Genomic DNA, 26996 nt, shown 5'->3' with positions numbered 1-26996 from the left:
AGTTCTTGAGACGAGGAGATGGTCCCGCATGGCCGCCGAACTGACCGCGCACGAGCTGACCGCCCAGCACCGGCCCACGCTCGACCAGGCGCTGGAAGCGATCCGTACGCGCGCGTACTGGTCCCCGCACCCCGAGCACCCGAAGGCCTACGGGGAGAACGGCAGCCTGAGCATGGCCGAGGGCAAGGCCGCCTTCGACGCCCTCCTCGGCAGCCGCCTCGACCTCGGCCAGCCCGGCACCGACGACTGGGTGGGCGGCGAGACCTCCCCGTACGGCATCGAGCTGGGCGTCACCTACCCGCACGCGGACGTCGACGTGCTGCTGCCCGCCATGCGGGCCGGACAGCGGGCCTGGCGCGACGCGGGCGCGGAGATGCGCGCGATGGTCTGTCTGGAGATCCTCAAGCGGATCGCCGACCGCACGCACGAGTTCGCGCACGCGGTCATGCACACCAGCGGCCAGGCCTTCATGATGGCGTTCCAGGCGGGCGGCCCGCACGCGCAGGACCGCGGCCTGGAGGCGGTGGCGTACGCGTATGTGGAGCAGGTCCGCACGCCCGACACCGCGGAGTGGACCAAGCCCCAGGGCAAGCGCGACCCGCTCGCGATGACCAAGCAGTTCACGCCGGTGCCGCGCGGTATCGCGCTGATGATCGGCTGCAACACCTTCCCGACGTGGAACGGCTATCCGGGCCTGTTCGCCTCCCTGGCCACCGGTAACGCCGTGCTCGTCAAGCCGCACCCGCGCGCGGTGCTGCCGCTCGCGCTCACCGTGCAGGTCGCGCGCGAGGTGCTCGCCGCGGCGGGCTTCGACCCGAACCTGGTGGCGCTGGCCGCCGAGCGGCCCGGGGAGGGCATCGCCAAGACCCTGGCCGTGCGCCCCGAGATCCGGATCATCGACTACACCGGGTCGACGGCGTTCGGCGACTGGCTGGAGACCCACGCCCGCCAGGCGCAGGTCTACACGGAGAAGGCCGGCGTCAACACGGTGATCGTGGAGTCGACCGACGACTACAAGGGGATGCTGTCCAACCTGGCCTTCTCCTTGTCCCTGTACAGCGGCCAGATGTGCACGACCCCGCAGAACCTCCTCATCCCCCGCGACGGCATCCGTACGGAGGAGGGCTCCAAGTCGTACGACGAGGTGGTCGCCGACCTCGCCCGGTCGGTCGACGGACTCCTCGGGGACGACGCGCGTGCCAACGGGCTGCTGGGCGCGATCGTGAACCCGGACGTCAAGGCGCGTCTGGAGGCCGCGGCAGGGCTCGGCGAGGTCGCCCTCGCGTCGCGTGAGGTGGGCAACGCGGAGTTCCCGGACGCGGTCGTCCGCACCCCGGTGATCGTCAAGCTCGACGGTGCCCGGAAGTACTGGGAGGGTGCCGACGACGAGGCCGCCTACATGAACGAGTGCTTCGGACCGGTGTCCTTCGCGGTCGCGGTCGACTCGGCGGGGGACGCGGTGGAGCTGCTGCGCCGGACCGTCCGGGAGAAGGGGGCGATGACCGTCGGGGCGTACACCACCGACGAGGTCGTCGAGGAGGCCGTACGGGAGGCCTGTCTGGAGGAGTGTGCCCAGCTGTCCCTGAATCTGACGGGCGGCGTGTACGTCAACCAGACGGCGGCGTTCTCGGACTTCCACGGGTCGGGCGGCAACCCGGCGGCGAACGCCGCGCTGTGCGACGGCGGCTTCGTGGCCAACCGGTTCCGAGTGGTGGAGGTCCGACGCTAGGACCTGATTCGCCGGACAGGTCCCAGGCCTCGCGCCTGCGGCGTGATCCGCCGGACACCCCCTAGCCCACCCCTAGCCCCCTTGTGGGGCGCTCCAGTGGAACAGGGTCATGGCCACGCTCGTCGCCAGGTTGTAGCTGGAGACCTGGGGGCGCATCGGGAGTGACACCAAGTGGTCGGCACGCGCGCGTAGGTCGGTGGAAAGGCCGCTGCGCTCGGAGCCGAAGGCGAGCACGGCGTCGTCCGGGAGCTTGAGTCCCCGGATGTCCTCGCCGTCCGGGTCGAGGGCGAACACCGGCCCGGACGGCAGCTCGGCCACCGTCAGCCGCTCCACGGCGGTCGCGAAGTGCAGGCCCGCCCCGCCCCGCACCACCGTGGGGTGCCAGGGGTCGAGGGTGCCCGTGGTGACGACGCCGGTCGCGCCGAAGCCGGCCGCCAGGCGGATCACGGCGCCGGCGTTGCCGAGGTTGCGCGGATGGTCGAGGACGACCACGGGGGCGGTGCGGGGCGTGCGGGCCAGCGCCCGCAGATTGGCCTCGCGGGAGGGACGTACCGCCAGCGCGGCCACCGCGGTCGGGTGCGGACGCGGGACGAGGGAGCGGTACGTGGCCTCCGGGACCTCCACCAAGAGGGCGTCCAGGTTGTCGCGTACGTCCGGGGCCAGCTCGTCGGTGAGGGCGAGCGCCGCCTGCCGGTCGCTGGTGACCGCCACCAGGACCTCGGCCCGGAAGCGCACGGCGTGCTTGAGGGCGTGGAAGCCGTCGAGCAGGACGCAGGTGTCGGCGAGGCGGTGCCAGGCGCTCACGGGGTCGTGGTCCTGCCGGCGGTCGCCCACCGGGTCCTGCACACGGTCCGTGGGGTCGCTTGCGGGGTCCTTCATGCGGTGAAGCCTACGTGCGGGTCCTCGGCCGGCTCCGAGGTGCGCGGCCCCTGAGCGCGCTGGCCCGGCAGCTTGCGGGCGCCGGGCGGGAACAGTCGTCCCCGCGCGCGTGCCGCCCATCCGCCGAGGCGCCGCAGGAACGACGTCGGCAGGAACACCGCGTCGGCGGCGATCATCGCGAGCGAGAAGAACGGCAGCCCGAGGACCACGGCGATCACGGCGTGCTCGGTCATCATGGCGGCCAGCAGGACGTTCTTGACGCGCCGGTTGATCAGGGTGAAGGGGAAGGCGACCTGCACGGCGACCGTCCCGTAGGTCACCAGCATCACGATCGTGCCGTGTGAGGCCAGCAGGTCGGACAGGGCGGGCCACGGGGAGAAGTAGTCCAGGTGGAGCGGGTAGTAGACGGCCGTGCCGTCCTGCCAGCGCGAGCCCTGGATCTTGTACCAGCCGGCGGTCGCGTAGATCAGACACGCCTCGGCCATGATCACGAGCAGGGCCGCGTTGTGCACGGCGTTGGCGATGACGTCGAGCAGGATCCGAGGCTCCGCGGTGCGCGCCAGGCGGCCGACGGCCCACCACAGCGCCTGGACCGCCCACAGCCCCCAGAAGATCATCAACCAGCCGGGGCTGAGCCGCCCCGCGCCCGTCGCCGCGGCCAGCAGCAGGCCGAGCGCCGCCCACAGGACGAGACCGACCCGGTCCTGGGCCCCGGCCCGCGGAAGGTCCCCCCGCGCGCGAGCCTCCCGCGCGAGCCGGGCCCGCCGGGCGTCCAGCGACCACACCTGTCCACAGCGCGTGAACACCAGATAGATCGCCATGAGGTGGATGACGTTGTCGCCGCCGTCCCCCATGAAGATGCTGCGGTTCTGCAGCGAGAGCACGCCGACCATGAACAGCACGGACATCGTGCGGGTCCGCCAGCCCACCAGCAGCAGGAGAGCGGAGAGGACGGCGAGGGCGTAGACGGTCTCGAACCACACCTGGCTGTCGGACCACATCAGGATCGTGAAGGCGTGGTTGTCCGCGACGAGCCGCTGGGCGAGGTCCCACTTCCACGGTCCGTCGGGGCCGTACATCTCCTGGCGGTGCGGGAACTCGCGCAGCAGGAACAGCAGCCAGGTGGCGGCGAAGCCGATGCGGATCACGGCCGTCTGGTACGGGCCGAGGGCGGCGTCGGTGACCCGGGCGATAGCGCGCGAGAGCGACACTGCGATGCGGTTCATCCGGCGCTCGCCTCCGTCCGCGCGTCCGTGACGTCCTCCTCGGGCACGGTCCACCAGGGCAGCTCGCGCAGGACGGGCGTGTCGGACACCTTCTCCTCGCTCCATTTCGGGGGCGGCACGTTGGTGGTACGGGAACGGACCTGGACGCCTTCGACGACGGCGCCCTTGCCGCCGGCCCCCTCGCGGTCGAGACGCAGCACGACGATCCGGCGCAGATAGCGCTGGGAGAGGTCGCCGCGCAGGCCCACCGGGCGGTTCTCGTTGTCGTGCGTGCCGATGTAGAAGTCCCAGGCCCGGCGCAGTTCGTTCTGCTGGGTGTGGCTCGGCAGCAGATTGCCGTCGATCGCCGCGCCGTCCAGCGCGGACAGGTCGTACCAGCCGGTCTCGGTGATGCCACCGTCCGCGCCGCGGACCTGCGCACGGACCTGGACGTCGATGTTCTGCTGCAGCGGGTTGGGGGCGAAGAGCTTCCAGTTCTGCTCGAACTCCGGGTAGATCCAGTCGTCGATCGCCCGGCCGTGCTGCTTGGTGACCGTGTTCGAGGGTGCGACGTGCAGGAACACCATGCCGAGGTGCACACAGGCGACAACCGCGACGACCGCGAGGGCGAGGGCGGCGACAACCTGGGAGCGGAGGGGGAGGGAGGCTATGCCGGTGGGGGTAGGGGTGGGGACGGGGGGATCGGCGGTGGGTGCCTGGGGGTCGGGTGCCAGGGCGTCGGGTGCCTGAGCGGTGGGTGCCTGGGAAGCGGGTTGCTGGGGAGCGGATTCCTGGCCGGTGGATTCCTGGCCGATGGATTCCTGGTCGGTGGAGGGGGTGCTGTCGGGGGTGGGACCGGCCGAGGCGGGGCCCTCGGGCAGGGAGCCGTCAGGGCCGTCCGGCAGATGCCGGGCCCTCGAGCCCTCGTCGTACGCGTCCATTCCGCCCCGATTCCCGATCCCGGTCCGATTCCTGCCGCCGGACCGCGCTGCGCCGTGGCGCCCGCGCGCACCACACCGCGGCGTGCGCACGGGAACGGTACTCAGGCCGGACCGCCCGGCACAGCCCCATTCGGCACAGCGGGCACAACAGCGACACAACAGCGACCCTGAGGTTATCCACAGCGGTGGACACCCTACGGCCGCCCGTCCCGCCATGCGGCGATAAATACCGAACGTTCGGTCTGTCGAGGTGTCGGGCCTTCCACGACCGCACCGTTCCCTTCTTGTAGAACCTGTTCTATCTTGACGCTCCGTCAGATCCGGTGTCCGCCGGGTCGGTGGATCGGTGCGTGGGAGGACAGGGACGTGGACTTCACCTTCACCGAGGAGCAGCAGGCGGCGGTCGAGGCGGCGAAGGCGGTGTTCGGCGGGGTCGCGCCGGACGGAGTGCCCAGCCCCGCGATCACCGCGGGCGCCGTCGCCGACGACTTCGACCGGGTGCTGTGGACGAAGCTCGCCGACGCGGATCTGTTGAGTCTGTTGCTCGCCGCAGAGTACGGCGGGGCGGGCCTGGACGCGATCGCGCTGTGTCTGGTGCTGCGCGAGGCGGCGAAGGTGCTGGCGCGGGTGCCGTTGCTGGAGAGCAGCGCGGCGGCGGTGGCCGTACAGGCGTACGGCGGCGAGGAGTTGAAGGCGGAGCTGCTCGCGCGGGCGGGCCGGGGCGAGGTCGTGCTGACCGTCGCGGCGAACGGGCGGACCGGGCACGACCCGGCCGAACTCGCCGTGACCGCACGACGGGACGGTGACGCGTGGGTGCTGGACGGGGTACAGACGGCGGTTCCGTGGGCGGAGTACGCCGACTTCACCGTCGTACCCGCGCACACGGGCGGCGGCCGGACCGTCCTCGCGCTGGTACCCCGGGTTCATGAAGGCGTCGTCCTCGGCGAGCAGATCTCCACGACCGGGGAACGGCTCGGTGAGCTGCGTCTGGAGTCCGCGCGGATCACCGCCCGGGATGTCATCGACGCCGACGGGGCGTGGGAGTGGCTGCGGGAGCTGTTGGCCACCGGGACGTGCGCGCTGGCGCTCGGGCTCGGTGAGCGGGTGCTCGCGATGACGAGCGCGTACACGGGCAAGCGGGAGCAGTTCGGGTTCCCGGTCGCCACGTTCCAGGCCGTCGCCGTGCAGGCCGCCGACCGCTATATCGACCTGCGGGCGATGGAGGCGACGCTGTGGCAGGCCGCGTGGCGGATCAGTACGGGGGCGGGGGGTGCGCTTCCGGCGTCCGGGGACGTGGCCGTCGCCAAGATCTGGGCGTCGGAAGGGGTGCGGCGGGTCGTGCAGACCGCGCAGCATCTGCACGGGGGGTTCGGCGCCGACGTCGACTACCCGCTGCACCGGTACCACGCCTGGGCCAAGCAGCTTGAGCTGTCGCTCGGACCGGCGGCGGCGCACGAGGAGGCACTGGGGGATCTGCTCGCGGCCCATCCCCTGGGCTGAACGCCCACGCCCACGGCACGCCCTCGCCTCTCCAGGCGAGTCCTCGCCTCTCCAGGCGTGGGCAAGCCCCGGGCAGCGGTGATGAACGCCGCTCGGCGGATGCGGGCGCGGGTGCGAGCGCGGGCGTGAACCCTCGCCGGTGGCTACCGCACGAAGCCGGGGATGCCCTGCCGGTGGCTACAGCACGAAGCCGGGGGTGCCCTTGTCGTCCACGACCGGGCGGCCGGCGGCGGCCCAGACCTGCATGCCACCGTCGACGTTCACGGCGTCGATGCCCTGCTGGACCAGGTACATCGTGACCTGCGCCGAACGGCCCCCGGAGCGGCAGATCACATGGACCCTGCCGTCCTGCGGCGCCGCCTCGGTCAGCTCGCCGTAGCGTGCGACGAACTCACTGATGGGGATGTGCAGCGCCCCCGCGGCATGGCCCGCCTGCCACTCGTCGTCCTCCCGGACGTCCAGCAGGAAGTCTCCGTCCGCGAGATCCCCGACCTCGACCGTGGGCACACCAGATCCAAAACTCATGCCCCCGACGCTACCCGACCGCGCAGTCGACCCAAAGCCCCCCAAGCCCCGCTGACCGGCGTCGATGAGGCACCGCCCGTTTCCTGCGACCTGATCCGCCTGACAGGCCCTAGCCGACCAGCCGGGCCAGCTCCTTCTCGCGCTCGTCGACCTGGGCCAGCAGCTGCTCGGCGATCTCGTCCAGGAGCTGGTCCGGGTCCTCCGGAGCCATTTTGAGCATGGCGCCGATGGCGCTCTCCTCCAGCTCGTGGGCGACCAGGGTCAGCAGTTCCTTGCGCTGGGCGAGCCACTCGAGGCGGGCGTAGAGCTCCTCGCTGCGACTCGGCTTCCACTCCTCGGGCACCGGGCCCGCCGCCCACTCCTCGGACAGCTCCCGCAGGAGGGGCTCGTCGCCACGGCTGTACGCGGCGTTGACCCGGGCGATGAACTCGTCGCGCCGCCTGCGCTCGGCATCGTCCTGTGCCAGGTCGGGGTGGGCCTTGCGGACCAGCTCACGGTAGAGCTGACGGGCCTCGTCGCTGGGGCGTACGCGCTGCGGGGGGCGTACGGGCTGGTCCGTCAGCATCGCCACCGCCTCGGGGAACAGACCCTCGGAGTCCATCCAGCCGTGGAAGAGCTCCTCGACCCCGGGCATCGGCATGACCCGCGCCCGCGCCTCGTCCGCCTTGCGTATGTCCTCCACGTCCCCGGTGCGCGCGGCGACCGCCTCGGCGATCTGCGCGTCCAGCTCGTCGAGCCGCGAGTACATCGGGCCGAGCTTCTGGTGGTGCAGACGCGAGAAGTTCTCGACCTCGACGCGGAAGGTCTCCACGGCGATCTCGAACTCGATCAACGCCTGCTCGGCCGCCCGCACGGCCCGCTCCAGCCGCTCCTCGGGCCGCGCCTGCGCCTCGGGCGCCGCCTCCGGGGCGGACTCGTCGTGGGCATCCGCATCCCCGGCGCCCTGGGGCCGGGCATCCTCGGCCTGGGTACGGTCGGACTCGCTGTGCTCGGCTTCCGGGGTCGTCACCCGACCAGACTAGGCCACGGCCCCGCACGACTCGCGGCCTTCCCCCGGCCGGGGCGGTGCGGCGGTGTCCCTCTTGTGGCTCACACCCCGAGCTCCGCCGCCAGCCGCCCCTCCCTGACCGCCGCGACCAGCTCCGCGTGGTCCGCCTCCGTACGGTCGGCGTAGGCCACGGCGAACGAGGCGATGGACTCGTCCAACTCCTCGCTCTTCCCGCAGTACCCGGCGATGAGGCGGGGGTCGGCGGTGTGGGTGTGGGCGCGCGCGAGAAGGGCGCCGGTCATACGGGCGTAGTCGTCGACCTGGTCGGCGGCGAGGGCGGCGGGGTCGACGCTGCCCTTGCGGTTGCGGAACTGGCGTACCTGGAAGGGGCGGCCCTCGACGGTGGTCCAGCCGAGCAGGATGTCGCTGACGACCTGCATGCGCTTCTGGCCGAGGACGACCCGGCGGCCCTCGTGCGGCACCTCCGGTATGGCGTGGCCGGCCGTCGCCAGGTGCGGGAGCAGCGCCGAGGCACGGGCCTCCTTCACCTGGAGGACCAGGGGTTCGCCGCGGTGGTCGAGGAGCAGCACGACGTAGGAGCGGGTGCCGACGCTGCCGGTGCCGACGACGCGGAAGGCGACGTCGTGCACCGCGTACCGGGCGAGGAGGGGGAGGCGGTCCTCGGAGACGGTGGTCAGGTAGTGCTCCAGCGAGGCCGCGACCGCCGCGGCCTCCGCGTCGGGTACCCGGCGCAGCACCGGAGGCGCGTCCACGAAGCGGTGGCTGCCGTCCTCCGTCGGCTTGGTCGACTTGGCCGCGAACCGTCCGCTGGTGTTGGCCCGCGCCTTCTCCATGACCCGCTCCAGGGTGCCGAGCAGGTCGTGGGCGTCGGCGTGGGAGACGAGTTCCTCGTCCGCGATGGCGTTCCACGCGTCCAGCACCGGGAGCTTCGCGAGCAGCCGCTGCGTGCGTCGGTAGGCACCGACCGCGTCGTGGGCGGCCTTGCGGCAGGTGTCCTCGTCCGCGCCCGCCTCCCGGCCCGCGAGCACGAGCGAGGTGGCGAGGCGCTTGAGGTCCCACTCCCAGGGGCCGTGTGCCGTCTCGTCGAAGTCGTTCAGATCGATGACCAGGCCGCCGCGCGCGTCTCCGTACAGGCCGAAGTTGGCCGCGTGGGCGTCGCCGCAGATCTGGGCGGCGATGCCGGTCGCGGGGGTGCGCGCGAGGTCGTAGGCCATGAGGCCGGCCGAACCGCGCAGGAAGGCGAAGGGGGTGGCGGCCATCCTACCGACCCGTATCGGAGTGAGCTCCGGGATCCGGCCGCGGTTGGACTCCTCGACGGCGGTCACCGCGTCCGGCCGGCCGGCGTCGAAGGTCAGCTCCGCGTGCACGCCGCGCGGCACCCGTCGGCGCAGCGCCTTGCCCTCTTCCTTGGGTGCGGCCTGCACGGGCCGGCCCGCGAATCCCCGCACGTCGAAGACCCCGGAGACCCTGGACGCCTGCCGACCCTGTTCGCTCCGGCGGCTTTCCTCGCCCTGCCGGCCCTGTCCGTCCTGATGGCCCTGCCCGCCCGGCCGGCTCCGCTGGTCCTGCTGCGCCCGATCCGCTGCACCAAGATCCGTCATACCGATTGCCTCCCCCGTCACGCACGAACATCAACTCGTGATGACCGTACCGCCGGTGGCTGAAACGCGTCAGACCCTGTGGACAACTCCCAGCCTGTGGAAAACCCGGATCCTGTGAATCAGCCCCGGTCCAGGGTCACTTGCGGAGTTCGCCCGGGCACGGCGGGCTCCCCGGCAGGTGCTTCTCCGCCCAGGTTCCGAGTTCCAGGAGCGCGGGCTGCAGTGCGGCGCCCGCCTCCGTCAGGCCGTACACGACCCGCAGCGGAGGGCCCTCGTCGACCTCGCGGACGACCAGCCCCGCCGCGCCGAGTTCCGTGAGGCGGTCGGAGAGCATCCGCTCGCTGATGCCGGGGATCGCTCTGCGCAGGTCGGCGAAGTGCGCGGGGTGCGGCAGCAACACGGCCACGACCAGGCCGGTCCAGCGCTTCCCGAGCAGTTGGAAGACGCGGGCCATGCCGTCGTCGACCCTCTGGCACGGCCCTGCGTCGTGAGTCCCCGGCTCTGGCATGGGTCCAGGGTACTGTGTTCCCGTAGGGGGATGAAAAAAAGTAAGTAGCTGTGTTATCTCTAGTCCAGTACGAAAAGTTCGCCCCCTTCTTCTGGAGATTCCCCATGGCCACCCTCCTGCACGTCGACTCGTCCGTTTTCCCGGGCGCAGCCTCCGCCTCCCGCACGGTCACGGACGCGTTCCGCAAGGCCTGGGAGGAGCAGCACCCGCAGGGCACCGTGATCTACCGCGACCTCGCCGTGAACCCGGTCCCGCACATCACGGCCGACGCCCACACCGCCGGTTTCGCCCCCGCGGACGCGCACACCCCCGAGCAGGCCGCGGCCTTCGCCGAGCGCCTGACGTTCATAGAGGAGCTGGAGCAGGCGGACGCGATCCTGATCGGCGCGCCCATGTACAACTTCACGATCCCCTCGACCCTCAAGGCGTGGCTGGACCAGGTGATCCTCATCGGCCGTACCGCCATGAGCGAGGACTCGAAGATCAAGGGCACCCCGGTCACGGTCGTCGCCAGCCGCGGCGGCTCCTACGCTCCGGGCACCCCGCGCGAGGGTTACGAGTACGTCCAGAACTACCTGGAGGCGGTCCTGCGCGACACCCTCGCCCTGGACGTCCACGTCATCGTCCCGGAGCTCACGATGGCGCCGCACAACCCGGCGATGGCCGACCTGATCCCGATGTACGAGGCCTCCCGCGCCAAGGCCGTCGACGAGGCGGTCACGAAGGCCAAGGAGTTCGCCGAGCGCTTCGCCGCCTAGCCCCTCCGGGGGCGGGCGAATGAGCCCCTGCCTCGGTACACCCCCCATGAGGCGACGGCCCCGCAGGTTCGTGACCTGCGGGGCCGTCGCGTCGCACGGGCCGAGGGCCCATGCGAACTGTTGTGCTGCATGGGCCGCCGAATGCCCACTGCCGCGGGGGATGGATCACAGCGGGCATCCGGCGGCGGTACCGGGGGACGAACGGGCCGAGTGGCCGAGTGGGCCGAGCCCGCTACTTGAACGCCGGGAGGCTGCGGCTCACCCAGCCGGAGAAGGGGGCGGCCGGGCGGCCCAGGACCTTCTCCACATCGGGACTGACCCGCTGTTCGGCGGGGAGCGGGGCGCCGAGGATGTCCAGGGTGCCGGGGATGACGTCCTCCGGCATGAACTGGGCCATGTGGGTGTGGGCGGCCTCGCGGGTCAGTTCCACGAAGGTCACTTCCTCACCGATGGCCTCGGCGATCACCTCGGCCTGCGCACGCGGGCTGACCGCTTCGGGGCCGGTGACCTCGTACGTACGACCGGCATGACCGTCCTCGCGCAGGACGACCGCGGCGACCGCGGCGATGTCCGCGGGGTCGACGACCGGCAGGGCCACGTCACCGAACGGGGCGAAGACCGTGCGGTCGGCGCGGACCGACTCGGCCCAGGCGAAGGCGTTGGAGGCGAATCCGCCCGCGCGCAGGATCGTGAAGTCGAGGCCCGAGCCGCGTACCGCCTCCTCGAACTCGCGCAGCCTGCCGTGCGAGGCGGAGTCGGGGCGGGTGGCGTTGATCTGCGAGGAGAGCAGGACGACCCGCTTGACGCCGGCGTCCCTGGCGACGGCCAGCAGGTCGGTCGCGGCCTCGCCGTAACCGAGCAGTTCGCCGGCGAGCAGGATGAAGAAGGCGTCGGCGCCTTCGAGGACCGGCCGCATGCTCTCGGCGCTGCCGAGGTCGGCCTGGGCGTGGCGGACACCGTCCGTCGGGGACGGCAGCGGGCGGCGCGAGACCGCCACGACCTGCTCCCCCGCCTCGGCGAGCGCCTCGATCAGCGGACGTCCGACATTTCCGGTGGCTCCAGTGACGACAATCATCAGAAAAAACTCCCTAGTGCGTTAATCCGAACCAGTAATCAGCAGTCATCAGTTGCATCGGTGTGGGGAGGGGAGTGGAGAGCGGGGTGGGGGTGGGGGGTGGGGGTCGGGGTGGGGGTCGGCGTGGGGATCGGGGTGGGGATCGGGGTGGGGATCGGGGTGGGGAAATCCGCCGGTCATCCGTGGTTGGCGGCCATGACAGGGACGCTAACATCCTCCGTATAGTAGGTACCTAGAGGAAAGTGGCTATCCAAGCGAGCCTCTTCCCCGCGCCCGCCGTACACCGCGGTGAGCGAGCGGCCCAGACGTACGAGCGACTCCCGCGCCTCCGGAGGATCGAGCACCTCGACGCGGCTGCCGAGACCGGCCAGTTGCGCGGCGAGCACCTCGACCGAAGGACCGTCGGCCGTGAACTCGACCCGGCCGTCGATCTGGGCCTCGCCCGTCCGCAGCCGACCGCCCAGCAGTTGCCGCAGCACCGGCAGGGCGTCGCGGTCGGCCCGCGCCCGCACGGTCGCCGCGGTCAGCCGCTGTTCCACCTCGGCGGCCAACTCCCGCCAGGCGGCGGCGAGATCGAAATTCTCCGGGCGCCGCACCGGCTCACCGGTCCTGGTCGCGGAGGTGACCCGGCCGAGCCGGAAGGTGCGCAGCCCCTCCTCGGTACCGGCGACGAGGTACCAGCGGCCGGCCTTCGAGACCAGGCCGAGCGGGTGCACCGTGCGCTCGCCGGGAGCCCGGTCGGGAGGGGCGTAGCCGAGCCGGACCTGTTCGCCGTCGAGCACCGCCCGCTCCAGAGTGTGCTGGTGGGGGCCGCCGCCACCCGCCGTGCGCGACCAGTCGACACCGTCGATGAGGATGGCCTTGGCGGCCGCCTCGGCGTGCGGCCGCATGGGCGCGGGCACCGCCCGCATCAACTTCCGTAACGCGGCACGCAGTTCGGGCGAGGCCGACAAGGGGCCCGCGGCCAGGAACAACGCCCCGATCTCCCGCGAGGTGAAACCGGTCAGATCGGTGCGGGCGCCGCCGACCAGACTCCAGCCACCGCCCCGGCCGCGCTGCGAGTAGACGGGGACACCGGCGGTGGTGAGAGCCTCCAGGTCGCGGCGCGCGGTGCGCTCCGACACCTCCAGCTCCTGGGCCACCTCGCGCACGGTCACCCGCCCGCGCGCCTGGAGCAGCAGCAGGGTCGCCACCAGACGGTCAGCCTTCACAACAACCGGCCCTCTCCGAGACGTTGAGATCTGAGATTTTGAGATACTTCGAGCCAATACATCTATTTTCAGCAAGATCTGATGAGGCTTTAGAAATAGGCCACAAGATGACCTGTTTGACCTCGACGATGAAGACATGACTCAAGACATGGCTGACAGCACCAATTCCCCCGCCAACCCGCCCGCCGACCCCCGTGGCGGCCTGTTCAAGGCCGTCGAGCTCACCGGACGTACGCTCGCCGCGCTGCGCCCCGAGCAGTACGACACCGTCACCCCGTGTCCCGACTACTCGGTCCGTGACATGGCCAACCACGTGGTGTCCGTGCTGCGCCGGGTCGCCGTCATGGGCGCGGGCGGCTCCTTCATGAGCGTTCCGCACTTCGCCCAGGACGTCCCCGACGGCGACTGGGCGAAGGCCTGGGCGGAGGCGACGAAGGAGTTCGACGCGGTGTGGTCGGACCCGGCCGTACTGGGCCGCCAGATCGGTCTGCCCTGGGGCCCGGTTCCCGGGGTGGTCGCCTCGGTGATCTACACCAACGAGTTCGTGCTGCACGCCTGGGACCTGGCGAAGGCGACCGGTCAGAGCCCCGAGTGGGACCCGGAGATGCTCGCCGCGCCGCTGGCCAACATGCACCGGGCCGTGCCCGCGGAGCCCCGCGGCGGCCAGGTGCCGTTCGGTCCGGTGGTGGAGGTGCACGAGGACGCTCCCGACATCGACAAGCTGGTGGGCTGGTACGGACGTCGTCCCTGACGGGGCGACGCGGCAGACGATCGAGCGGGCGGGCCGCCGGAGACCGATCCGGCGGCCTTTCCCTCTGTTCGGGTTCAAGAAATGTCCGGGATCACGAAGCGTCAGGCTCCGATGCCCTGGGCGAACTTGAAGTAGCGGTACGGGTCGTACTTCGCCTTCACGACCTTCAGCCGCGCGTAGTTCTCGGCGTAGTACGACTGCCGCCAGTTCGGCAGCTCCGCGTCCATCCAGTTCTGGTACGTCTCGCCGTTGGACAGCGGGTCGATGGTGTCGAACCCGTGGTCCACCCAGCTCGTGGCGACGGCCGTGGCCTCGGCGGTGACCTGGGCCGGGTCGTTGATCAGGACCCGGTAGTTGACGGAGAAGAGCGAGTCACGGTGCACGTACGCCGTGTCGGTGCGGGCCGGGTCGTTGGCCGCGCCCCCGAAGAAGTGGAAGTCGAGGTACCGGGCCTGCCCGGCCTTGCGGTCGGCGTCGAAGGCCGTCACCACGCTCGCCCAGTCGCTCTGCGCGTAGGGCGCGCTGCCCAGCCGGGTCCGCTCCAGACCGAAGGCCGGCCGGGTGAGCACCCCGCTCGGCGACTTCCCGGCGCGCTGGCACTGGTCCTGGGTCAGGGTGCTGCAACCGAAGATCATCATCATGACCTGCTGGTACGTCATGACCGCGTCCTGGCGGGCCGTCACCGCACCGGTCAGCGACAGCAGCCGCGCCGCCTCCGAGGCCAGTTCGGCCGGGGTGCCGCGGGAGGCGAGGAAAACGTTGAGCGCCGGTACGGTGCCGGGCGCCGCGTCGGCCTGGACGAGGTAGGCGCCGCCGCCGATGGTGCGGGGGGCGTCCACCAGCCACTGGCCCACGCCGTGCAGCACCTCGGCCGCGCGGTCGTACGGGAAGATCAGGTTGCTGATGGCCATCTGGTCGCCCTCGTGCGGGGTGACCGTGAAGCGGGTGACGACACCGAAGTTGCCGCCACCGCCGCCGCGGATCGCCCAGAAGAGGTCGGGGTGGCTGGTCGGCGAGGCGGTGACCACGCAGCCGTCGGCGAGGACCACCTCGGCCGAGGTGATCGCGTCGCAGGCCATGCCGGTCGGGCGGGTCAGGAAGCCGAATCCGCCGCCCTGGAGGAAGCCGCCGGCCGACACGGTGGGGCAGCCGCCCTCGCTGACCACCAGGGCGTGCGGGGCGAGCGCGTTGAGTATCTCGACGTTCTTGGCGCCGGGGCCGATGTCGACGGTCCCGTTGCCGACGGTGATCGCGTTGAGCCGCGACACGTCGATGATCAGGCCGGGCGTGGTCGAGTAGCCCGCGAAGCTGTGGCCGCCGCTGCGGACGGCGGACGGGAGTCCGTTGTCCTGGGCGAAGCGCAGCGCGACGGAGACGTCGGAGGAGCTGACGCAGTACGCGACGGCCCGCGGATTGACCGAGTCGAACTGGCCGAGTTCCAGCTGCTTGGCCACGCCGTAGCTGGAGTCGGTGGGCAGCACCAGCTGTCCCTGGAGCTTGCCGGCGAGGGTGCTCCAGGGGGCGGAGGAGCCTGCGGAGACGGGGCTGTTGGGCAGGACGGCCAGGCCGACGGCGGCGGTTCCCGCACCGATCAGTGCTCTACGAGTGATCACGGATGTCCCAAGGTTCTAGGAAACGGTGGATGTAGGTGGAAATCAGTGAGGGGGAGACGTGCAGAGAGGAGCAAGGGGGCCGGCGCCGGGCCCACGGGGGGAAGGTGGGCCCGGCGCCGGAACCGGGGGGAAAGTGGCTCTGTGAAGGCGGGCCCGGGAGACGGGCCCGGGAGGCCGGGCCTTCGAAGCGGTGCCTCGCGATGAGGCCTCGAGAGGGGCCGGGGTCAGGACACCTTGCGGCCGCGCACCCCCTGCTTGACGACGCCGGCCAGCATCGATCGGCCGAGGTCGCGCATCTCCTTGGGGCCGGAGGTGCTGGCCCACCACATGAACTTCATCATCGTGGGGGTGGTGGCCCGGAAGAACCGGAGGTCCTCGGGGCCCTTCCAGCCGAAGGGCGTGTTGACGGACTCGCAGTCGCGGATCGCCTCGAAGACGATGTCCGCGGCCTTGTCACCGTCGATCTCGCCCGCCTCGTACCGCTCGCAGGTCTCGGCGGTGGTGTCGAAGAGGACCTTGAAGGCGTGGCTGTCCGGCCACCACAGGCCGGTGTAGGGCGCCTTCTCCATCTCCTTGAAGTGCCGGTCGTCACCGTCGAGCTGGAAGTTCTGGCGCGCCATGATCTGGCGCATGGTGGCCGGCGTGGTGAAGCACGCCCACACCCGGAACACCGCGTTCCACAGCCGGAAGTGGCTGAAGGCGATGTAGGAGCTGTTGACGATCTTGTCGTTGTACTCCAGGAGCCCCTGCTCCAGGCGCTCCACGTACTCGAAGCGCTCCTCGGTGAAGTCGTTCTCGCGCAGGGCGTCCAGGATCCGGTAGGCGAGGGCGTCGACGACCTCGAAGGTGTTGGACAGGCCGCGCGAGTACAGCGGGTCGATGAAACCGGCCGCGTGCGACATCAGGCACCAGCGGGCGCCTATGGTGCGCTTGGAGGAGTACTGGAGGCGGTCGGTGGAGACCCACTCGCGGATCCGCTTGGCGCCCTCGAACTGCCGCTTCACCGCCGGGTACATGTCGAGGTAGTGGTTGAACTCCTCGTCCGGCGTCATGTCCTTCGGCTTGGGGTACAGCCGCTCGTCGAAGGTCAGGCCGACACTGCAGGCCGGGTTCTTGGAGTCCTTGTAGTTGTCGAACGGGATGATCCAGAACCAGCCCCGTTCGATGAGGTGGTGCAGGGTGCCGCCGTGGAAGGGCGACTCGGTGGGCGGGCGCAGCGCTTCCGGGTAGTTGCACACGTCGTCGTACGGCTTGATGCCGACGTAGTGCGTGAACAGTGAGCGCGCGTGGTGCTTGTGCCGGGGCGGGTTCTCGCGCAGGTCGAACTTCTGCGCGAGCGGGGAGCGGAAACCACTCGCGTCGATCAGGTACTTGGCTCGGAAGACCTCGCCGTTCCTGCCGGTGATGGTGACACCGTCGTCGTCGACGTCGAGGTCGGTGGCGAACCAGTTCTGGCGGAGCGTGCAGCCGTACTTGGCGGCGACGTTCAGGTAGTGCGAGTCCGTGTCCTGCCGGAAGAGGTGCACCGCCTCGGTGAGCATCTTCGGGATGACGAACATCGTCGCCTCGTGCGGGTCCGGCTCGCGGTTCGGCCGGTGCGTGACGAAGCCGAAGCTCTGCTTGCGGCCGTGCGTCGGGCCGATGTGCTCGGTGACCGCCTTCACGTCCAGCATGTGCTTGATCTCGGGCACGTCGTAGCGCACGGCCAGAATGTGCAGCCACTCGACGAGCTGCGGGTTCTGGGACTCGCCGACGGCGAACCTGGGGTGCTGACCTGCGTCGATGAGCACCACGTTCGCGCCCTGACGGGCCAGGATCGCTCCCATGATCGAGCCCGCGAGGCCCGACCCGAGGATGGCTACGTCGCATTCGGTCCACTCGGCGGCCTTGTCGGCCTTCTTCGCTTCCTCAGCCTTGGTGGGCAAGACCGCACTCCTCTTTCTCGTTTCACGGACGGGTCGGATGGGTGGCGCGCGTCCTACTGGAGGGATTCGGATCAACAGGTCGGATCAACAGGTCTGGTCGACCGGGGGCTTCAGGCGGCGGTGCCGGGCTCGCCGAACCACTGGGCGAGCGCGTCGGTCAGGCCGTCCGTGGAACCGTCGGTGCCGACCCAGGCGATGTAGCCGTCGGGGCGTACGAGGAGGTCGGCGGCCGGGGCGGCGGCGTCGGGCCGGGTGGCCGTGACGACGTCGACACGGTCGGACCAGGCGGCCGCGGCCTCGCGCAGCGCCGCGTTGTCGTGCAGGTCGAGGAGGACCGGGCGGCCCTGGTGCAGCAGCTCGTACGTGGTGGTCTTCTCGTCGCCGACCAGCAGTTCCTGGTCGGGCAGCCGGCGGCCGAGCAGCGGGTGACCGCCCTCGACGGCGCTGTAGGTGATGTCCAGGCCGGTGACCAGGCCGACGAGGTGACGTCGTACGTCCTCGATCTGGACCAGTTCCGCGAACAGGTCGCGCAGCGGCTGGGCCTCGGGACCGCCGAGGTAGAGGGTGCGCTGGACCAGGGTGTTGTAGACGATGCGGGCGCCGACCGGGTGGCGCTCGGAGTGGTAGGTGTCGAGCAGGCCCTCCGGGGCGTGCCCCTTGACCGCGGCGGCGAGCTTCCAGCCGAGGTTGACCACGTCGCCGACGCCCGCGCTGATGCCCTGGGCGCCGATCGGCAGGTGGATGTGGGCGGCGTCGCCCGCGAGGAAGACCCGGCCCTTGCGGTACTCGGCGGCGTGCCGGCTGGCGTCGGTGAAGTAGCTGGTCCACAGCTGCTTGGCACCGCTGATGTCCTCGCCGGTCACCCGCTGGAAGGCGGCGGCCACCTCCTCGAAGGTGGGCGGCTCCTGGGTGGGTCGGACACCGGCGCCGCGCTCGAAGACCACCACGCGGGTGGCGCCCGGGCCGAGCGGCAGGACCACGACCATGCCGGCCTCGCCGACCTCACCGGTGGGGCGCAGCCGCAGCTGGACTCCGGCGACGTCCGCCATCTTCATCTCGATGGTGGCGCTGACGCCGGGGAAGTCGATCCCGGCCAGGTGGCGGACGGTGGAGCGGGCGCCGTCACAGCCGACGACGTACGCGGCGCGCAGCGTCTCGACGCCCTCCGGGCCCGCGACCTCGACCTGGACCCCGTTCTCGTCCTGCGTCAGGCCGATGACCTCGTGGCCCCGGCGGACGTCGGCGCCCAGACCCACGGCCCACTTGTTGATGATGGCCTCGGTGCGCGACTGCGGAACACCGCGGACACCGAAATTGCCGCCCTCGACAATGCGGTAGTCGATGGGGAGTCCACCGAAATGGCCGCCGGGTATGGTCTCCAGCGGACCGAAATCCTCGAGAAGGCCGCGCTGGCCGAATTCCTCGATCGTACGGGCGGAGAATCCCAGCGCACGGGACTGCTGCATCGGCTGTTCCAGCCGGTCGAGCACGATGACCGAGAGACCCGAGAGGCGCAGTTCTCCCGCGAGCATGAGACCCGAGGGCCCCGCTCCGGCAACGATCACATCGGCATTGAAGGCGTCCATATTCCCTCTCCCGCTGGCGTTTTCTCCAGTATTCCGAGGGCTCCCGGGAAGCTGAATGGCCGTCGATACAGAACTCTGACAAGTTCTGACAAGTTCGTCAGAGGCCCTGCAGCTACTGCGTGGTACCGGGTGGCGAGTACCGGGCAGGTACAGGCGGAGCATGCGAGAGGGTGCCGGAAGCGTCTTCCGGCACCCTCTCGACCCGTATGTGCTCCGGGAGTTCGGTACGGGCCGTTCAGTACAGGCCCATCACGCGGTCGACCGCGATCTCGATGACCGCGAGGCCCGGGGGCTGCGGCGGCTGGGACCAGTACCGCTTGGCGTAGCGGCGCATCCCCTCCACCACCCGGGGCGGGTCGGTGGAGACGGTGGCCGGGCCCTCCAGGGTGATCCAGCGGGGGCCGACCAGCTGGCACACGGCGGCCCGGCCACCGGCCCTGGCTAACAGATTGCGGGACTTGCGGCGGTGCACCGTGGTCATCACCCGGGCCAGGCCCGCCTCACCGTCCCAGGTGAACCGTACGGGCGCGACGTGCGGCGTGCCGTCCGGGCGAAGGGTGGTGAGGGTGCACAGGGCATTCTCGGCGAGGAACTCCTCCGCCGCGGCGGACAGGGGCAGGGGTTGGGACATGGCCGGGTCCGTTCTTCCGTCGTCCGACTTCGGTCTCTGGTCTGCCGTCAGGCGTGCGCGGGGACGGCCGCGGACTGCTCGGAGGACTTGGTGAAGGGCAGCAGCACCAGGGTCACCACGAAGGCGGCCGCGGCGAAGCAGGCGCCCACGAGGAACGCGTCGTGGAAGACGGTCGTACGGGCCTCCTGGACCAGGGCGGGAACACCGTGGGCCTTGGCCGTCAGCTCGTCGACCCGGCGGAAGGCGTAGGTCGCCGCGACCGCGAGGCCGAGCGCGCCGCCGACTTCCTGGGCGGTGTTGATGAGACCGGCGGCCAGACCCGACTCGCGCTCCTCGATCCCCGCGAACGCGGAGACCTGCAGCGGGACGAAGGACATTCCGAGGCCGAGGCCCATCAGGACGAAGGCGGGCAGTACGTCCGTCAGGTAGGAGGCGTCGGACGGGGCACGCCACAGCAGCATCATGCCGGTCGCGGCGAGCGCGAGGCCGACCAGCAGGACGGGCTTGGCGGCGACCTTGGTGACGACCTGGGAGGCGACGCCGGCGCCGACGGCGGTGAGCACCGCGAGCGGCACGTACGCGAAGCCGGTCTTGACGGCCGAGTAGTCCAGGACCTGCTGCATGAAGAGGCTGGCGAAGAAGAACAGGGTGACGCAGGTGCCGAGCAGCAGGATGGCGATGCCGTTGGCGGCGCGCAGCGAGGGGCGGCGGAAGATGCCGAGCGGCATCAGCGGCTCCTTGGCGCGGCGCTCGATGACGATGAAGGAGACGAGCAGGATCGCGGAGAGGATGAACCCGCCGACGACCCGGCCGGTCGGGACGTCGGAGTCGGAGACGGTCTGACCGAGGGTGAAGATCAGCAGGACCAGGCCGGCGGTGAGGGTGACCGCACCGGCGACGTCGAAGGACTTGGTGCGCTGGGCGGAGCGGCTCTCGCCGACGACCATCGGGGCGACCAGGGCGCCGATGACGCCGATCGGGACGTTGATGAAGAAGATCCAGCGCCAGCCGGGCCCATCGGTGAGCAGACCGCCGAGGGTGACACCGGCGACGGCGGCGAGACCGCTGAGCGCGCCCCAGGCACCGAGCGCCTTGTTGCGGGCCGCGCCCTCTTCGAAGTTGTTGGTCAGCAGGCTCAGCGCGGCGGTGGCGATGAACGCGGCCCCCAGGCCCTGGGCACCGCGGGCGCCGATCAGCATCGCGGCGTTCTGCGAGACACCGGCGAGCAGAGAGGAACCGGCGAACAGGAGCAGACCGGTCTGCAGCATCCGGCGGCGGCCGAGGGTGTCGGCGAGCCGGCCGGTCAGCAGCAGGAAGCCGCCGAGGAGCATGCCGTAGGTCGTGACCACGTACTGGAGAGCGGTGGTGGAGATGTTGAGCTCGTCCTCAATGGTCGGCAGGGCGACGTTCACGATCGACACGTCGAGGAAGGTCATGAAGCCGGCCAGGCAGAGGAAGGCCAGGATGAGGCCGGGGCGGCGGACCGGCCCGGACTCGCCCGCCGCCTTGGCGGGGCTGTGGGTGGACTCTTGGATGGACATGTCACTCCCTAGGAGCATGAGGATTCTCGGACGGGGACGTACAGGGAGGTACTGGCTTTGCTGGCTTCTTGGAAGCTAGCATCCTGGGTATAGTAGGTACCTAGAGGAAAGTGACTTCCCGGAAGGTGATGGTCGGAATGAAGGACACAGCCACGCAGGGCCGTACGGCCGCGAGCGGCGCCGCCGACGCGACCGGCACGCCGGTCGTGACCAGCCCCGAAGCCGCGCACGCGGCCGCCGCCGGCACCCCGCAGAGGTGCCCGATCGCCCCGGTCCTCGACATCGTGTTCAGCCGCTGGACCACGCCGATCCTGTGGACGCTGAACGCCTTCGGCACCCAGCGCTTCGTGGAACTGCACCGCAACATCGGCACCATCACGCCGAAGGTGCTGACGCAGCGGCTGCGTCAGCTGGAGCGGGACGGGCTGGTGATCCGCACGTACTACCCGGAGGTGCCGCCCCGGGTGGAGTACGAGATCAGCGATCTGGGACGGACCCTGGCCCCCCTGTTCGCCTCGCTCTTCGACTGGTCGACCGGCCACCTGCCGCTCGTGGAGCAGGCGCGGCAGGCGTTCGACGAGGCGGAGGAGCAGGCCGCGGCCCGCCACTGAACCTGGTAGGTCCTTCAGCTCCATGCCGGTGTCCGCATGGAGCCCTGGAAGAAGATCAGCGGGTCCTCCTGTTCGGCTTCGGAGGGCGCGCGCAGACCGACGACCTCGCCCAGCAGGATGGTGTGGTCGCCGCCGTCGTACTCGGTGACCAGCCGGCACTCCAGATGCGCGAGTGCCTCGCTGAGCACCGGCAGGTCGAGGACAGACCTGTGGTGCGGCACCTCCTCGATCCGGGCCGTCCGCCGACCGGCGAACGCCCAGGCCACGGGCTCCTGTCGCTGCGTCAGGAAGTTCACGACGAAGCCGCCGGACTCCTGGACCACGGGCAGCAGCCGGGAGTTGTCGTGCAGGCAGATGAGCACCAGCGCCGGGTCCAGGGAGACCGAGGTGAAGGAGTTCACCGTGGCGCCCGTGGCGTTGTCGCCGCTGCCCGAGGTGATGACCGTGACACCGGTGGCGAAGTGTCCGCACACGGTGCGCAGCGCGCGGCCGTCGACCGGACCGAGCTGCTCGGGGATGGCTTGCGAAACGGGGATCACGACAGCCCTCTCGTTCTCGGGTACGGGGTTACGGAGTTACGCGGTTACGGAGTTACGGGGGTGCCGGGGGCGTTCCTGATCAGGCCGCGCGTGAAGCCGGGGTCTCGGACGGCTCGGACGGCTCGGGCACGACAGCCGGCGCCGGACGACGCCTGGACAGCAGCGGACCCGCCATCGCCGTCGTGACCAGCGCCATGATCACGAGCATCGTGAACATGCGGGTGTCGAGCACGCCCAGGCTGACGGCCGCGTTGAGGATGATGAGTTCGGTCAGACCCCGGGTGTTCATCAGCAGCCCCAGGTCCTTCGACTCACGCCAGGAGAACCCGGCCAGCCGCGCCGGAAGGATGGCGCCGACCAGCTTGCCGGTGCAGGCCACGACGATGATCGCGACGAGCGCGACGACGTCGCCGGCGGTGAGCGCACCGAGGTCCACGCCGAGCCCGGTGACGATGAAGAAGACCGGAAGCAGCACGACGCTGACGTGATCCATGGGCTTGCGCAGATGCTCCGCGAGGACCATGGCGGGCTCACGGGGCATCACGAACCCGAACAGGAAGGCCCCGAAGATGGCGTGGATGCCGATCCAAGTGGTCAGCCAGGCCGAGGTCAGGGCGCCCGCGCACAACACCGCGAGCAGCGCCGACCAGCGCTCGGTGGCCGCCCAGCGCCACACCAGCCGGGCCACCAGCGGGCGTACGACCAGCAGCATCCCGGCCACGTAGAGCACGCTGTAGAAACCGATGCGGGCGAGGTCGGAGTAGTTCCCGTTCGCCGTGACCAGGGCCGAGACATAAGCCAGCAGGCACCAGGCGAGCAGGTCGTCGATGGCGGCGCTGGCCAGCGAGAGCGAACCGGCCCGGGTGTCCAGGAGCTTGTTCTCGGTGAGGATCCGCGCGAGCACGGGGAAGGCGGTCACCGACATCGCGGTGCCGATGAAGGTGGCGAACGCGACGAAGGAGATGTGGTGTCCGGCCACCGTGGAGTGCTCGTCGTACAGGAACGGGGCCAGCGCCACCCCGAGGCCGAAGGCCATCGCGATCGACGAGAGCGAGACGCCCGCGGCGAGCCGGGCGTGCGGCCTGATCAGGCGCTTCTCGAACTCCCAGCCGACCACGAACATGAACAGGATCAGACCGACCTGGGAGACCGCGGACAGCAACGGCCGTACGTCGGCGGGGAAGAGACGCTCGGTGGGGTTCCCCGGCAGTAGGCCGAGGACGCTCGGGCCGAGCAGGATGCCCGCGGTGATCTCGCCGACCACCATCGGCTGACGCAGCTTCTGCGCGAGCCGGCCGAGTGCGGCGCCGGCCACGAGCACCACGCCGATGTCGGCAAGCATGATCGCGAGTTTCATGTCCTGGGGACTGGCCGCCGCCAGCGTCGTCATTGGGGCTCCCGGGGTCGGGGCGGGGTGCCGCGGGTCCACAGCACGCGGAAGGTCAGTGAGGAGAGCCGCCAGCCCTCCGCGGCGCGGCGGGCTTCGCCGGTCGCGAGGGTGCCGACCTGGAACAGGGGCCCGTCCGCCGCGTCGGGGTGGTGCACATGCGTCGAGACGAGGTTGGCGCGCAGCACGGCCCGTTCACCGGCGTCGTCGAGGTCGACGACCGCGGGCGAGCCGAGGTGCTGGGTGGCGGCGAAGGCCGCCAGCGCGTCACGGTGGTAGCCGGCGAGTCCGTCGAGGCCCTCGTGCCGGCTCATGGGGAACTCGACCAAGGCGTCCTTCGTGAAGAGCCCCCGCGCCCACGCGTCGTCGAGTTCGTCGTCGTCGAGACCGATGAGGTACCGGTCAAGGAGAGTGGATATCTCTAATACTTCCGGGCCTGACTGCATTACCCGAGCATGGCGCCCACGCCAATCGGCAACCAAGGCCGCTTTTCACAGCCCTGACGAAGTTGAGAAAGATCTGACACCGCCCTCGAACAATTGACAAAAGCGCTGCCAATCCTGAAGTGCCGACCCTTTCACATGGGCAGATCTTCTTGCCATGCTGCATTCGTAGCTCCATTCGTAGCTCCACCCGCACCTTCATTCGCACCTCCATTCGCACTCCCATTTCCTCGAACGGAAGAGACGAGAGAATGCCGAAGATCGCAGCCGATGGTCAGCACCTGACCGTTCTCAACCTGTTCTCGACCGACGCCGCCGAGAAGCAGGTCAAGCTGCTCGCCGCGATGCGCCAGATCGTCGACACGGCGGCCTACGAGGGCTGGATATCCAGCACGGTCCACGCCGGGCAGGACAAGCCGGGAACGGCCAACTTCATCCAGTGGCGCAGCACCGAGGACCTGGAGAGCCGTTACGCCGGTGAGGAGTTCAAGCACCGCACCCTCCCGCTCTTCGGTGAGATCACCACCTCGATCCGTCTGCTCCAGAACGAGATCGCCTTCACGCAGCAGAAGCCGGAGCTGGGCGGCGTCACCGAGATCTCCCCGTCCCGCGACGACTACACGGCCATCGAGCTGTTCGGCGTTCTGCCGGAGAACCAGGAGGACCTGATCGACGCCCTGGGCGAGTCCCAGACGTGGCTGGTCGACGTCCCCGGCTACCGCACCCACACGGTGCTGCGCGGCCTGCGTGCCCGCGGCATCGAGGGCAAGTTCGTCGTCGTCTACTCCCAGTGGGACAGCAAGGAGGCGTACGACGCCTTCCGCTCCGTGCCGCAGGGTGAGCGCTCCCCGGAGCGCCAGAAGGTCGACGCCCGCGTCGCCGCGCTCCAGACCTGGCAGGACGAGAACACCTACCAGGTCGTCCACACCCGCGCCGCGGGCGAGTGAGCCACCCGGTGGCGGGCCGACCGGTCGGGCGGCGGCCGGCCCGCCACCGGGTCTGCACGTTGTTTCACGTGAAACACCCGCACGGCAGCTCTGAAGACATGGCAGCCCCGCCCGCACGGCAGACCCACGCACAACCGAAGCACGTATGACAGATCGCGCACGGACGCGGACGCACGGGCGCGTTCCCATCCCCACTGGCTGGCCGCTGCCGGGAATCCCCCACCCGGCAGCGGCTTTTCTGTCCGTCACGTTCCCGTTCCCGTCCCGCCCCCGCGCGCCACACCAGGACGAGGAGACAGCACGCATGGAACACCCGGGCATGCGCCAAGTCGCGCACGAGATCAACATCGCGGTCCCGGCGGACACCGTCCACCGGCTGATCGCCGAGGTCGGGAACTGGCCACGGATCTTCCCCTCGGTCATCCACGTCGAGCACGAGGAGGCTCCCGAGGGCGAGGAACGGCTGACGATCTGGGAGACCGCACCGACCGCGGCGGGCGAACCGCGCTGCCGTCCGCTGCGCCGGATCGTCGAACCCGCCACGCTGCGGGTCAACTTCCAGCACCTGGTCACCGCGTCCCCCGTCGCCGGCCTCGGCGGCGCCTGGCTCGTCGAACCGCTCGGGGAGAACGCCTCCCGGGTACGGCTGCTGCACGAGTTCCGGGCCGCCGACGACGACGCCGGGGCCCTGGACCGGATCGGCGCCGAGATCGACCGGAGTGCCGTCGCGGAACTCGCGGCGCTGAAGGAGAACGCGGAACGCGAATACGCCGAAGCCGAGTTGACGTTCTCGTTCGAGGACACCGTCTACGTCGACGGGTCCGCCAAGGACCTGTTCGCCTTCATCAACGAGGCGAACCTGTGGTCGGAGCGTCTGCCGCACGTGGCGACGGTCCGTCTGGAAGAGGACACCGTGGGACTCCAGACCCTGGAGATGGACACCCGGGCCAAGGACGGCTCCGTCCACACCACCAAGTCCTACCGGGTGACCTTCCCCCACCAGCGCATCGCGTACAAGCAGGTCACCCTGCCCGCGCTGATGACCCTCCACACCGGCCACTGGACCTTCCAGGACACCGACCAGGGCGTCGCGGCCACCTCCCAGCACACCGTCAGTCTCAACACGGACAACATCGCCCGCATCCTCGGTGACACCGCCACCGTCGCCGACGCGCGCGAGTACGTCCACACCGCCCTGTCCACCAACAGCCTGGCCACCCTGAACCATGCCAAGGCTCACGCGGAGGGCCGCCGTTGACCCCGACGGTGCGCCGGCTCGCCGTAGCGCGAGGGGAGTTGGACGTGTGGCTGCTGCCGCCGCCCGACTCGCCGCGTGACGTCCCGTACGACGAGCTCGACGCGTACGAGAGAGGTCGGGCCGACTCCTACCGTCGCCCCGACGACCGCCAGATGTACGCCGCGGCGCACGTGGGACTGCGCCGGGTCCTCGCCGGTTACACCGGCATCGAACCGAGCCGGCTCAACCTCGCCGGCGAGCGGTACAACGGCAACGGTGAACGCCACGGCCGGCCCGTGGTGCTCGGCGTGCCCGGCGGCGCCCCCCAGTTCTCGCTCTCGCACAGCCACGGCCTGGCGATCGTGGTGGTGGCGGAGTCGCGGGTGGGCGCCGACGTCCAACGGCTGCCGTCGCCCCAGACCGCCGAGGCGTGTCTGCCGGCGCTGCATCCGGCCGAGCGTGAGGAGCTCGAGAAGATTCCCGAGCACGAACGGACCATGGCCTTCGGCCGCCTGTGGACACGGAAGGAGGCGTATCTGAAGGGGCTGGGCACCGGGCTGACCCGGGGGGCCGACCTCGACTACCTCGGTGAGGCGGGACTGGCCGAGCGGCCGACGGGCTGGGTGGTGGGCAACCTGCCCCTGTGTTCCACCCACATCGCGGCGGTGGCGCTGGCCGGGGCGGGGGATCGGCCCGTCGCCCTTCGCGCCGTGCCCACCGCCTATCTGTACGCCCCGGATGCGGTGGAGCGTCTTGTGGAGATGGAACCGGGGCTGCGGTCGATGCTCCGGGATCCCGCTCAGCACGGGGATCTGGAGCGCTGAGGAGATGGGGGGACTGCGGG

The 26996-nt window shown here is 70.5% G+C and carries 25 protein-coding genes; 8 read left to right on the top strand and 17 right to left on the bottom strand.

The window, feature by feature from the left end; all coding sequences use genetic code 11:
* Positions 1-28 precede the first annotated feature (28 nt).
* On the top strand, positions 29-1729 hold the full coding sequence (paaN, locus tag OG798_RS28025) for a phenylacetic acid degradation protein PaaN (RefSeq protein WP_328757875.1): 1701 nt from the start codon (positions 29-31) through the stop codon (positions 1727-1729).
* Positions 1730-1801: 72 nt separating this feature from the next.
* Here paaN and OG798_RS28020 read toward each other — a convergent pair whose 3' ends face one another.
* From OG798_RS28020 to OG798_RS28010, 3 genes are read right to left on the bottom strand one after another with little or no spacing between them, the layout of a single operon-like run.
* Positions 1802-2608, bottom strand: coding sequence for a TrmH family RNA methyltransferase (locus tag OG798_RS28020; protein WP_267062346.1), 807 nt, complete (start codon positions 2606-2608; stop codon positions 1802-1804).
* Positions 2605-3834 (bottom strand): HTTM domain-containing protein, encoded by a 1230-nt coding sequence (locus OG798_RS28015; protein WP_328757874.1) that lies wholly within the window; start codon positions 3832-3834, stop codon positions 2605-2607. The genes OG798_RS28020 and OG798_RS28015 overlap by 4 nt, the downstream gene beginning before the upstream one ends.
* The gene (locus OG798_RS28010) at positions 3831-4754 is read right to left on the bottom strand and encodes a DUF5819 family protein (protein ID WP_328757873.1); all 924 of its coding nucleotides are present in this window, start codon (positions 4752-4754) and stop codon (positions 3831-3833) included. Before OG798_RS28010 ends, OG798_RS28015 begins: the two co-directional genes overlap by 4 nt.
* A gap of 366 nt (positions 4755-5120) precedes the next feature.
* Between OG798_RS28010 and OG798_RS28005 the strand changes: the two genes are divergently transcribed.
* Positions 5121-6254, top strand: a complete 1134-nt coding sequence (locus OG798_RS28005; RefSeq protein ID WP_095853638.1) for an acyl-CoA dehydrogenase family protein — start codon at positions 5121-5123, stop codon at positions 6252-6254.
* A gap of 177 nt (positions 6255-6431) precedes the next feature.
* Here the strand turns inward: OG798_RS28005 and OG798_RS28000 are convergent, their stop codons facing one another.
* The 4 genes from OG798_RS28000 to OG798_RS27985 form a co-directional block, all read right to left on the bottom strand.
* The gene (locus OG798_RS28000; protein WP_054237233.1) at positions 6432-6761 is read right to left on the bottom strand and encodes a rhodanese-like domain-containing protein; all 330 of its coding nucleotides are present in this window, start codon (positions 6759-6761) and stop codon (positions 6432-6434) included.
* A 127-nt stretch (positions 6762-6888) separates the two neighbouring features.
* Positions 6889-7788 (bottom strand): hypothetical protein, encoded by a 900-nt coding sequence (locus OG798_RS27995; protein WP_257039120.1) that lies wholly within the window; start codon positions 7786-7788, stop codon positions 6889-6891.
* 80 nt (positions 7789-7868) lie between these two features.
* Positions 7869-9389 carry a DUF2252 domain-containing protein gene (locus OG798_RS27990; protein ID WP_097225342.1) on the bottom strand — a complete coding sequence of 507 codons (1521 nt, stop codon included), beginning with the start codon at positions 9387-9389 and terminating at the stop codon, positions 7869-7871.
* A 136-nt stretch (positions 9390-9525) separates the two neighbouring features.
* Complete coding sequence (locus OG798_RS27985) at positions 9526-9897, bottom strand: winged helix-turn-helix transcriptional regulator (protein WP_095853641.1); 372 nt, start codon at positions 9895-9897, stop codon at positions 9526-9528.
* A gap of 104 nt (positions 9898-10001) precedes the next feature.
* Here OG798_RS27985 and OG798_RS27980 point away from each other — a divergent pair, with 104 nt between their 5' ends.
* A complete protein-coding gene (locus OG798_RS27980) occupies positions 10002-10655 on the top strand; it encodes an FMN-dependent NADH-azoreductase (protein WP_095853642.1) in 654 nt (217 codons plus the stop codon).
* 232 nt (positions 10656-10887) lie between these two features.
* Here OG798_RS27980 and OG798_RS27975 read toward each other — a convergent pair whose 3' ends face one another.
* Complete coding sequence (locus OG798_RS27975; protein WP_097225343.1) at positions 10888-11730, bottom strand: NAD(P)H-binding protein; 843 nt, start codon at positions 11728-11730, stop codon at positions 10888-10890.
* 176 nt (positions 11731-11906) lie between these two features.
* Positions 11907-12941: a helix-turn-helix transcriptional regulator gene (locus tag OG798_RS27970; protein ID WP_097225344.1), complete on the bottom strand. Its 1035-nt coding sequence runs from the start codon at positions 12939-12941 to the stop codon at positions 11907-11909.
* Positions 12942-13089: 148 nt separating this feature from the next.
* Between OG798_RS27970 and OG798_RS27965 the strand changes: the two genes are divergently transcribed.
* Complete coding sequence (locus OG798_RS27965; protein WP_095853645.1) at positions 13090-13692, top strand: TIGR03086 family metal-binding protein; 603 nt, start codon at positions 13090-13092, stop codon at positions 13690-13692.
* Between the two features lie 101 nt (positions 13693-13793).
* On the opposite strand, the gene OG798_RS27960 is transcribed toward OG798_RS27965, so the two are convergent.
* The 5 genes from OG798_RS27960 to OG798_RS27940 form a co-directional block, all read right to left on the bottom strand.
* A complete protein-coding gene (locus OG798_RS27960; protein WP_328757872.1) occupies positions 13794-15305 on the bottom strand; it encodes an FAD-binding oxidoreductase in 1512 nt (503 codons plus the stop codon).
* Between the two features lie 224 nt (positions 15306-15529).
* Positions 15530-17230 (bottom strand): NAD(P)/FAD-dependent oxidoreductase, encoded by a 1701-nt coding sequence (locus OG798_RS27955; protein ID WP_095853647.1) that lies wholly within the window; start codon positions 17228-17230, stop codon positions 15530-15532.
* A gap of 110 nt (positions 17231-17340) precedes the next feature.
* A complete protein-coding gene (locus tag OG798_RS27950) occupies positions 17341-18816 on the bottom strand; it encodes an FAD-dependent monooxygenase (RefSeq protein WP_095853648.1) in 1476 nt (491 codons plus the stop codon).
* Positions 18817-19051: 235 nt separating this feature from the next.
* Entirely contained in the window at positions 19052-19447 is a 396-nt protein-coding gene (locus OG798_RS27945) for a pyridoxamine 5'-phosphate oxidase family protein (protein ID WP_095853649.1), read from the bottom strand.
* 47 nt (positions 19448-19494) lie between these two features.
* Positions 19495-20988: an MFS transporter gene (locus OG798_RS27940; protein ID WP_095853650.1), complete on the bottom strand. Its 1494-nt coding sequence runs from the start codon at positions 20986-20988 to the stop codon at positions 19495-19497.
* Positions 20989-21125: 137 nt separating this feature from the next.
* Between OG798_RS27940 and OG798_RS27935 the strand changes: the two genes are divergently transcribed.
* A complete protein-coding gene (locus OG798_RS27935) occupies positions 21126-21599 on the top strand; it encodes a winged helix-turn-helix transcriptional regulator (protein WP_121418401.1) in 474 nt (157 codons plus the stop codon).
* Positions 21600-21613: 14 nt separating this feature from the next.
* On the opposite strand, the gene OG798_RS27930 is transcribed toward OG798_RS27935, so the two are convergent.
* The 3 genes from OG798_RS27930 to OG798_RS27920 all read right to left on the bottom strand — a co-directional run bounded on the left by OG798_RS27930 (position 21614) and on the right by OG798_RS27920 (position 23971).
* On the bottom strand, positions 21614-22138 hold the full coding sequence (locus OG798_RS27930; RefSeq protein ID WP_225900379.1) for a flavin reductase family protein: 525 nt from the start codon (positions 22136-22138) through the stop codon (positions 21614-21616).
* Between the two features lie 79 nt (positions 22139-22217).
* Positions 22218-23528, bottom strand: a complete 1311-nt coding sequence (locus OG798_RS27925) for a cation:proton antiporter (RefSeq protein WP_121415588.1) — start codon at positions 23526-23528, stop codon at positions 22218-22220.
* On the bottom strand, positions 23525-23971 hold the full coding sequence (locus OG798_RS27920; RefSeq protein WP_095853652.1) for a nuclear transport factor 2 family protein: 447 nt from the start codon (positions 23969-23971) through the stop codon (positions 23525-23527). Before OG798_RS27920 ends, OG798_RS27925 begins: the two co-directional genes overlap by 4 nt.
* A gap of 248 nt (positions 23972-24219) precedes the next feature.
* Between OG798_RS27920 and OG798_RS27915 the strand changes: the two genes are divergently transcribed.
* From OG798_RS27915 to OG798_RS27905, 3 genes are all read left to right on the top strand, one after another.
* Entirely contained in the window at positions 24220-24915 is a 696-nt protein-coding gene (locus tag OG798_RS27915) for an antibiotic biosynthesis monooxygenase family protein (protein WP_067384753.1), read from the top strand.
* Between the two features lie 304 nt (positions 24916-25219).
* Complete coding sequence (locus OG798_RS27910; RefSeq protein ID WP_121415589.1) at positions 25220-26173, top strand: aromatase/cyclase; 954 nt, start codon at positions 25220-25222, stop codon at positions 26171-26173.
* Positions 26170-26976: a 4'-phosphopantetheinyl transferase family protein gene (locus tag OG798_RS27905; protein ID WP_129592043.1), complete on the top strand. Its 807-nt coding sequence runs from the start codon at positions 26170-26172 to the stop codon at positions 26974-26976. The genes OG798_RS27910 and OG798_RS27905 overlap by 4 nt, the downstream gene beginning before the upstream one ends.
* Positions 26977-26996: the final 20 nt, after the last annotated feature.

This window comes from Streptomyces sp. NBC_00271 (assembly GCF_036178845.1).
GTDB lineage: Bacteria > Actinomycetota > Actinomycetes > Streptomycetales > Streptomycetaceae > Streptomyces.
Note: the sequence above shows the minus strand (reverse complement) of the source record. Positions and strands in the feature narration are given on the sequence as shown.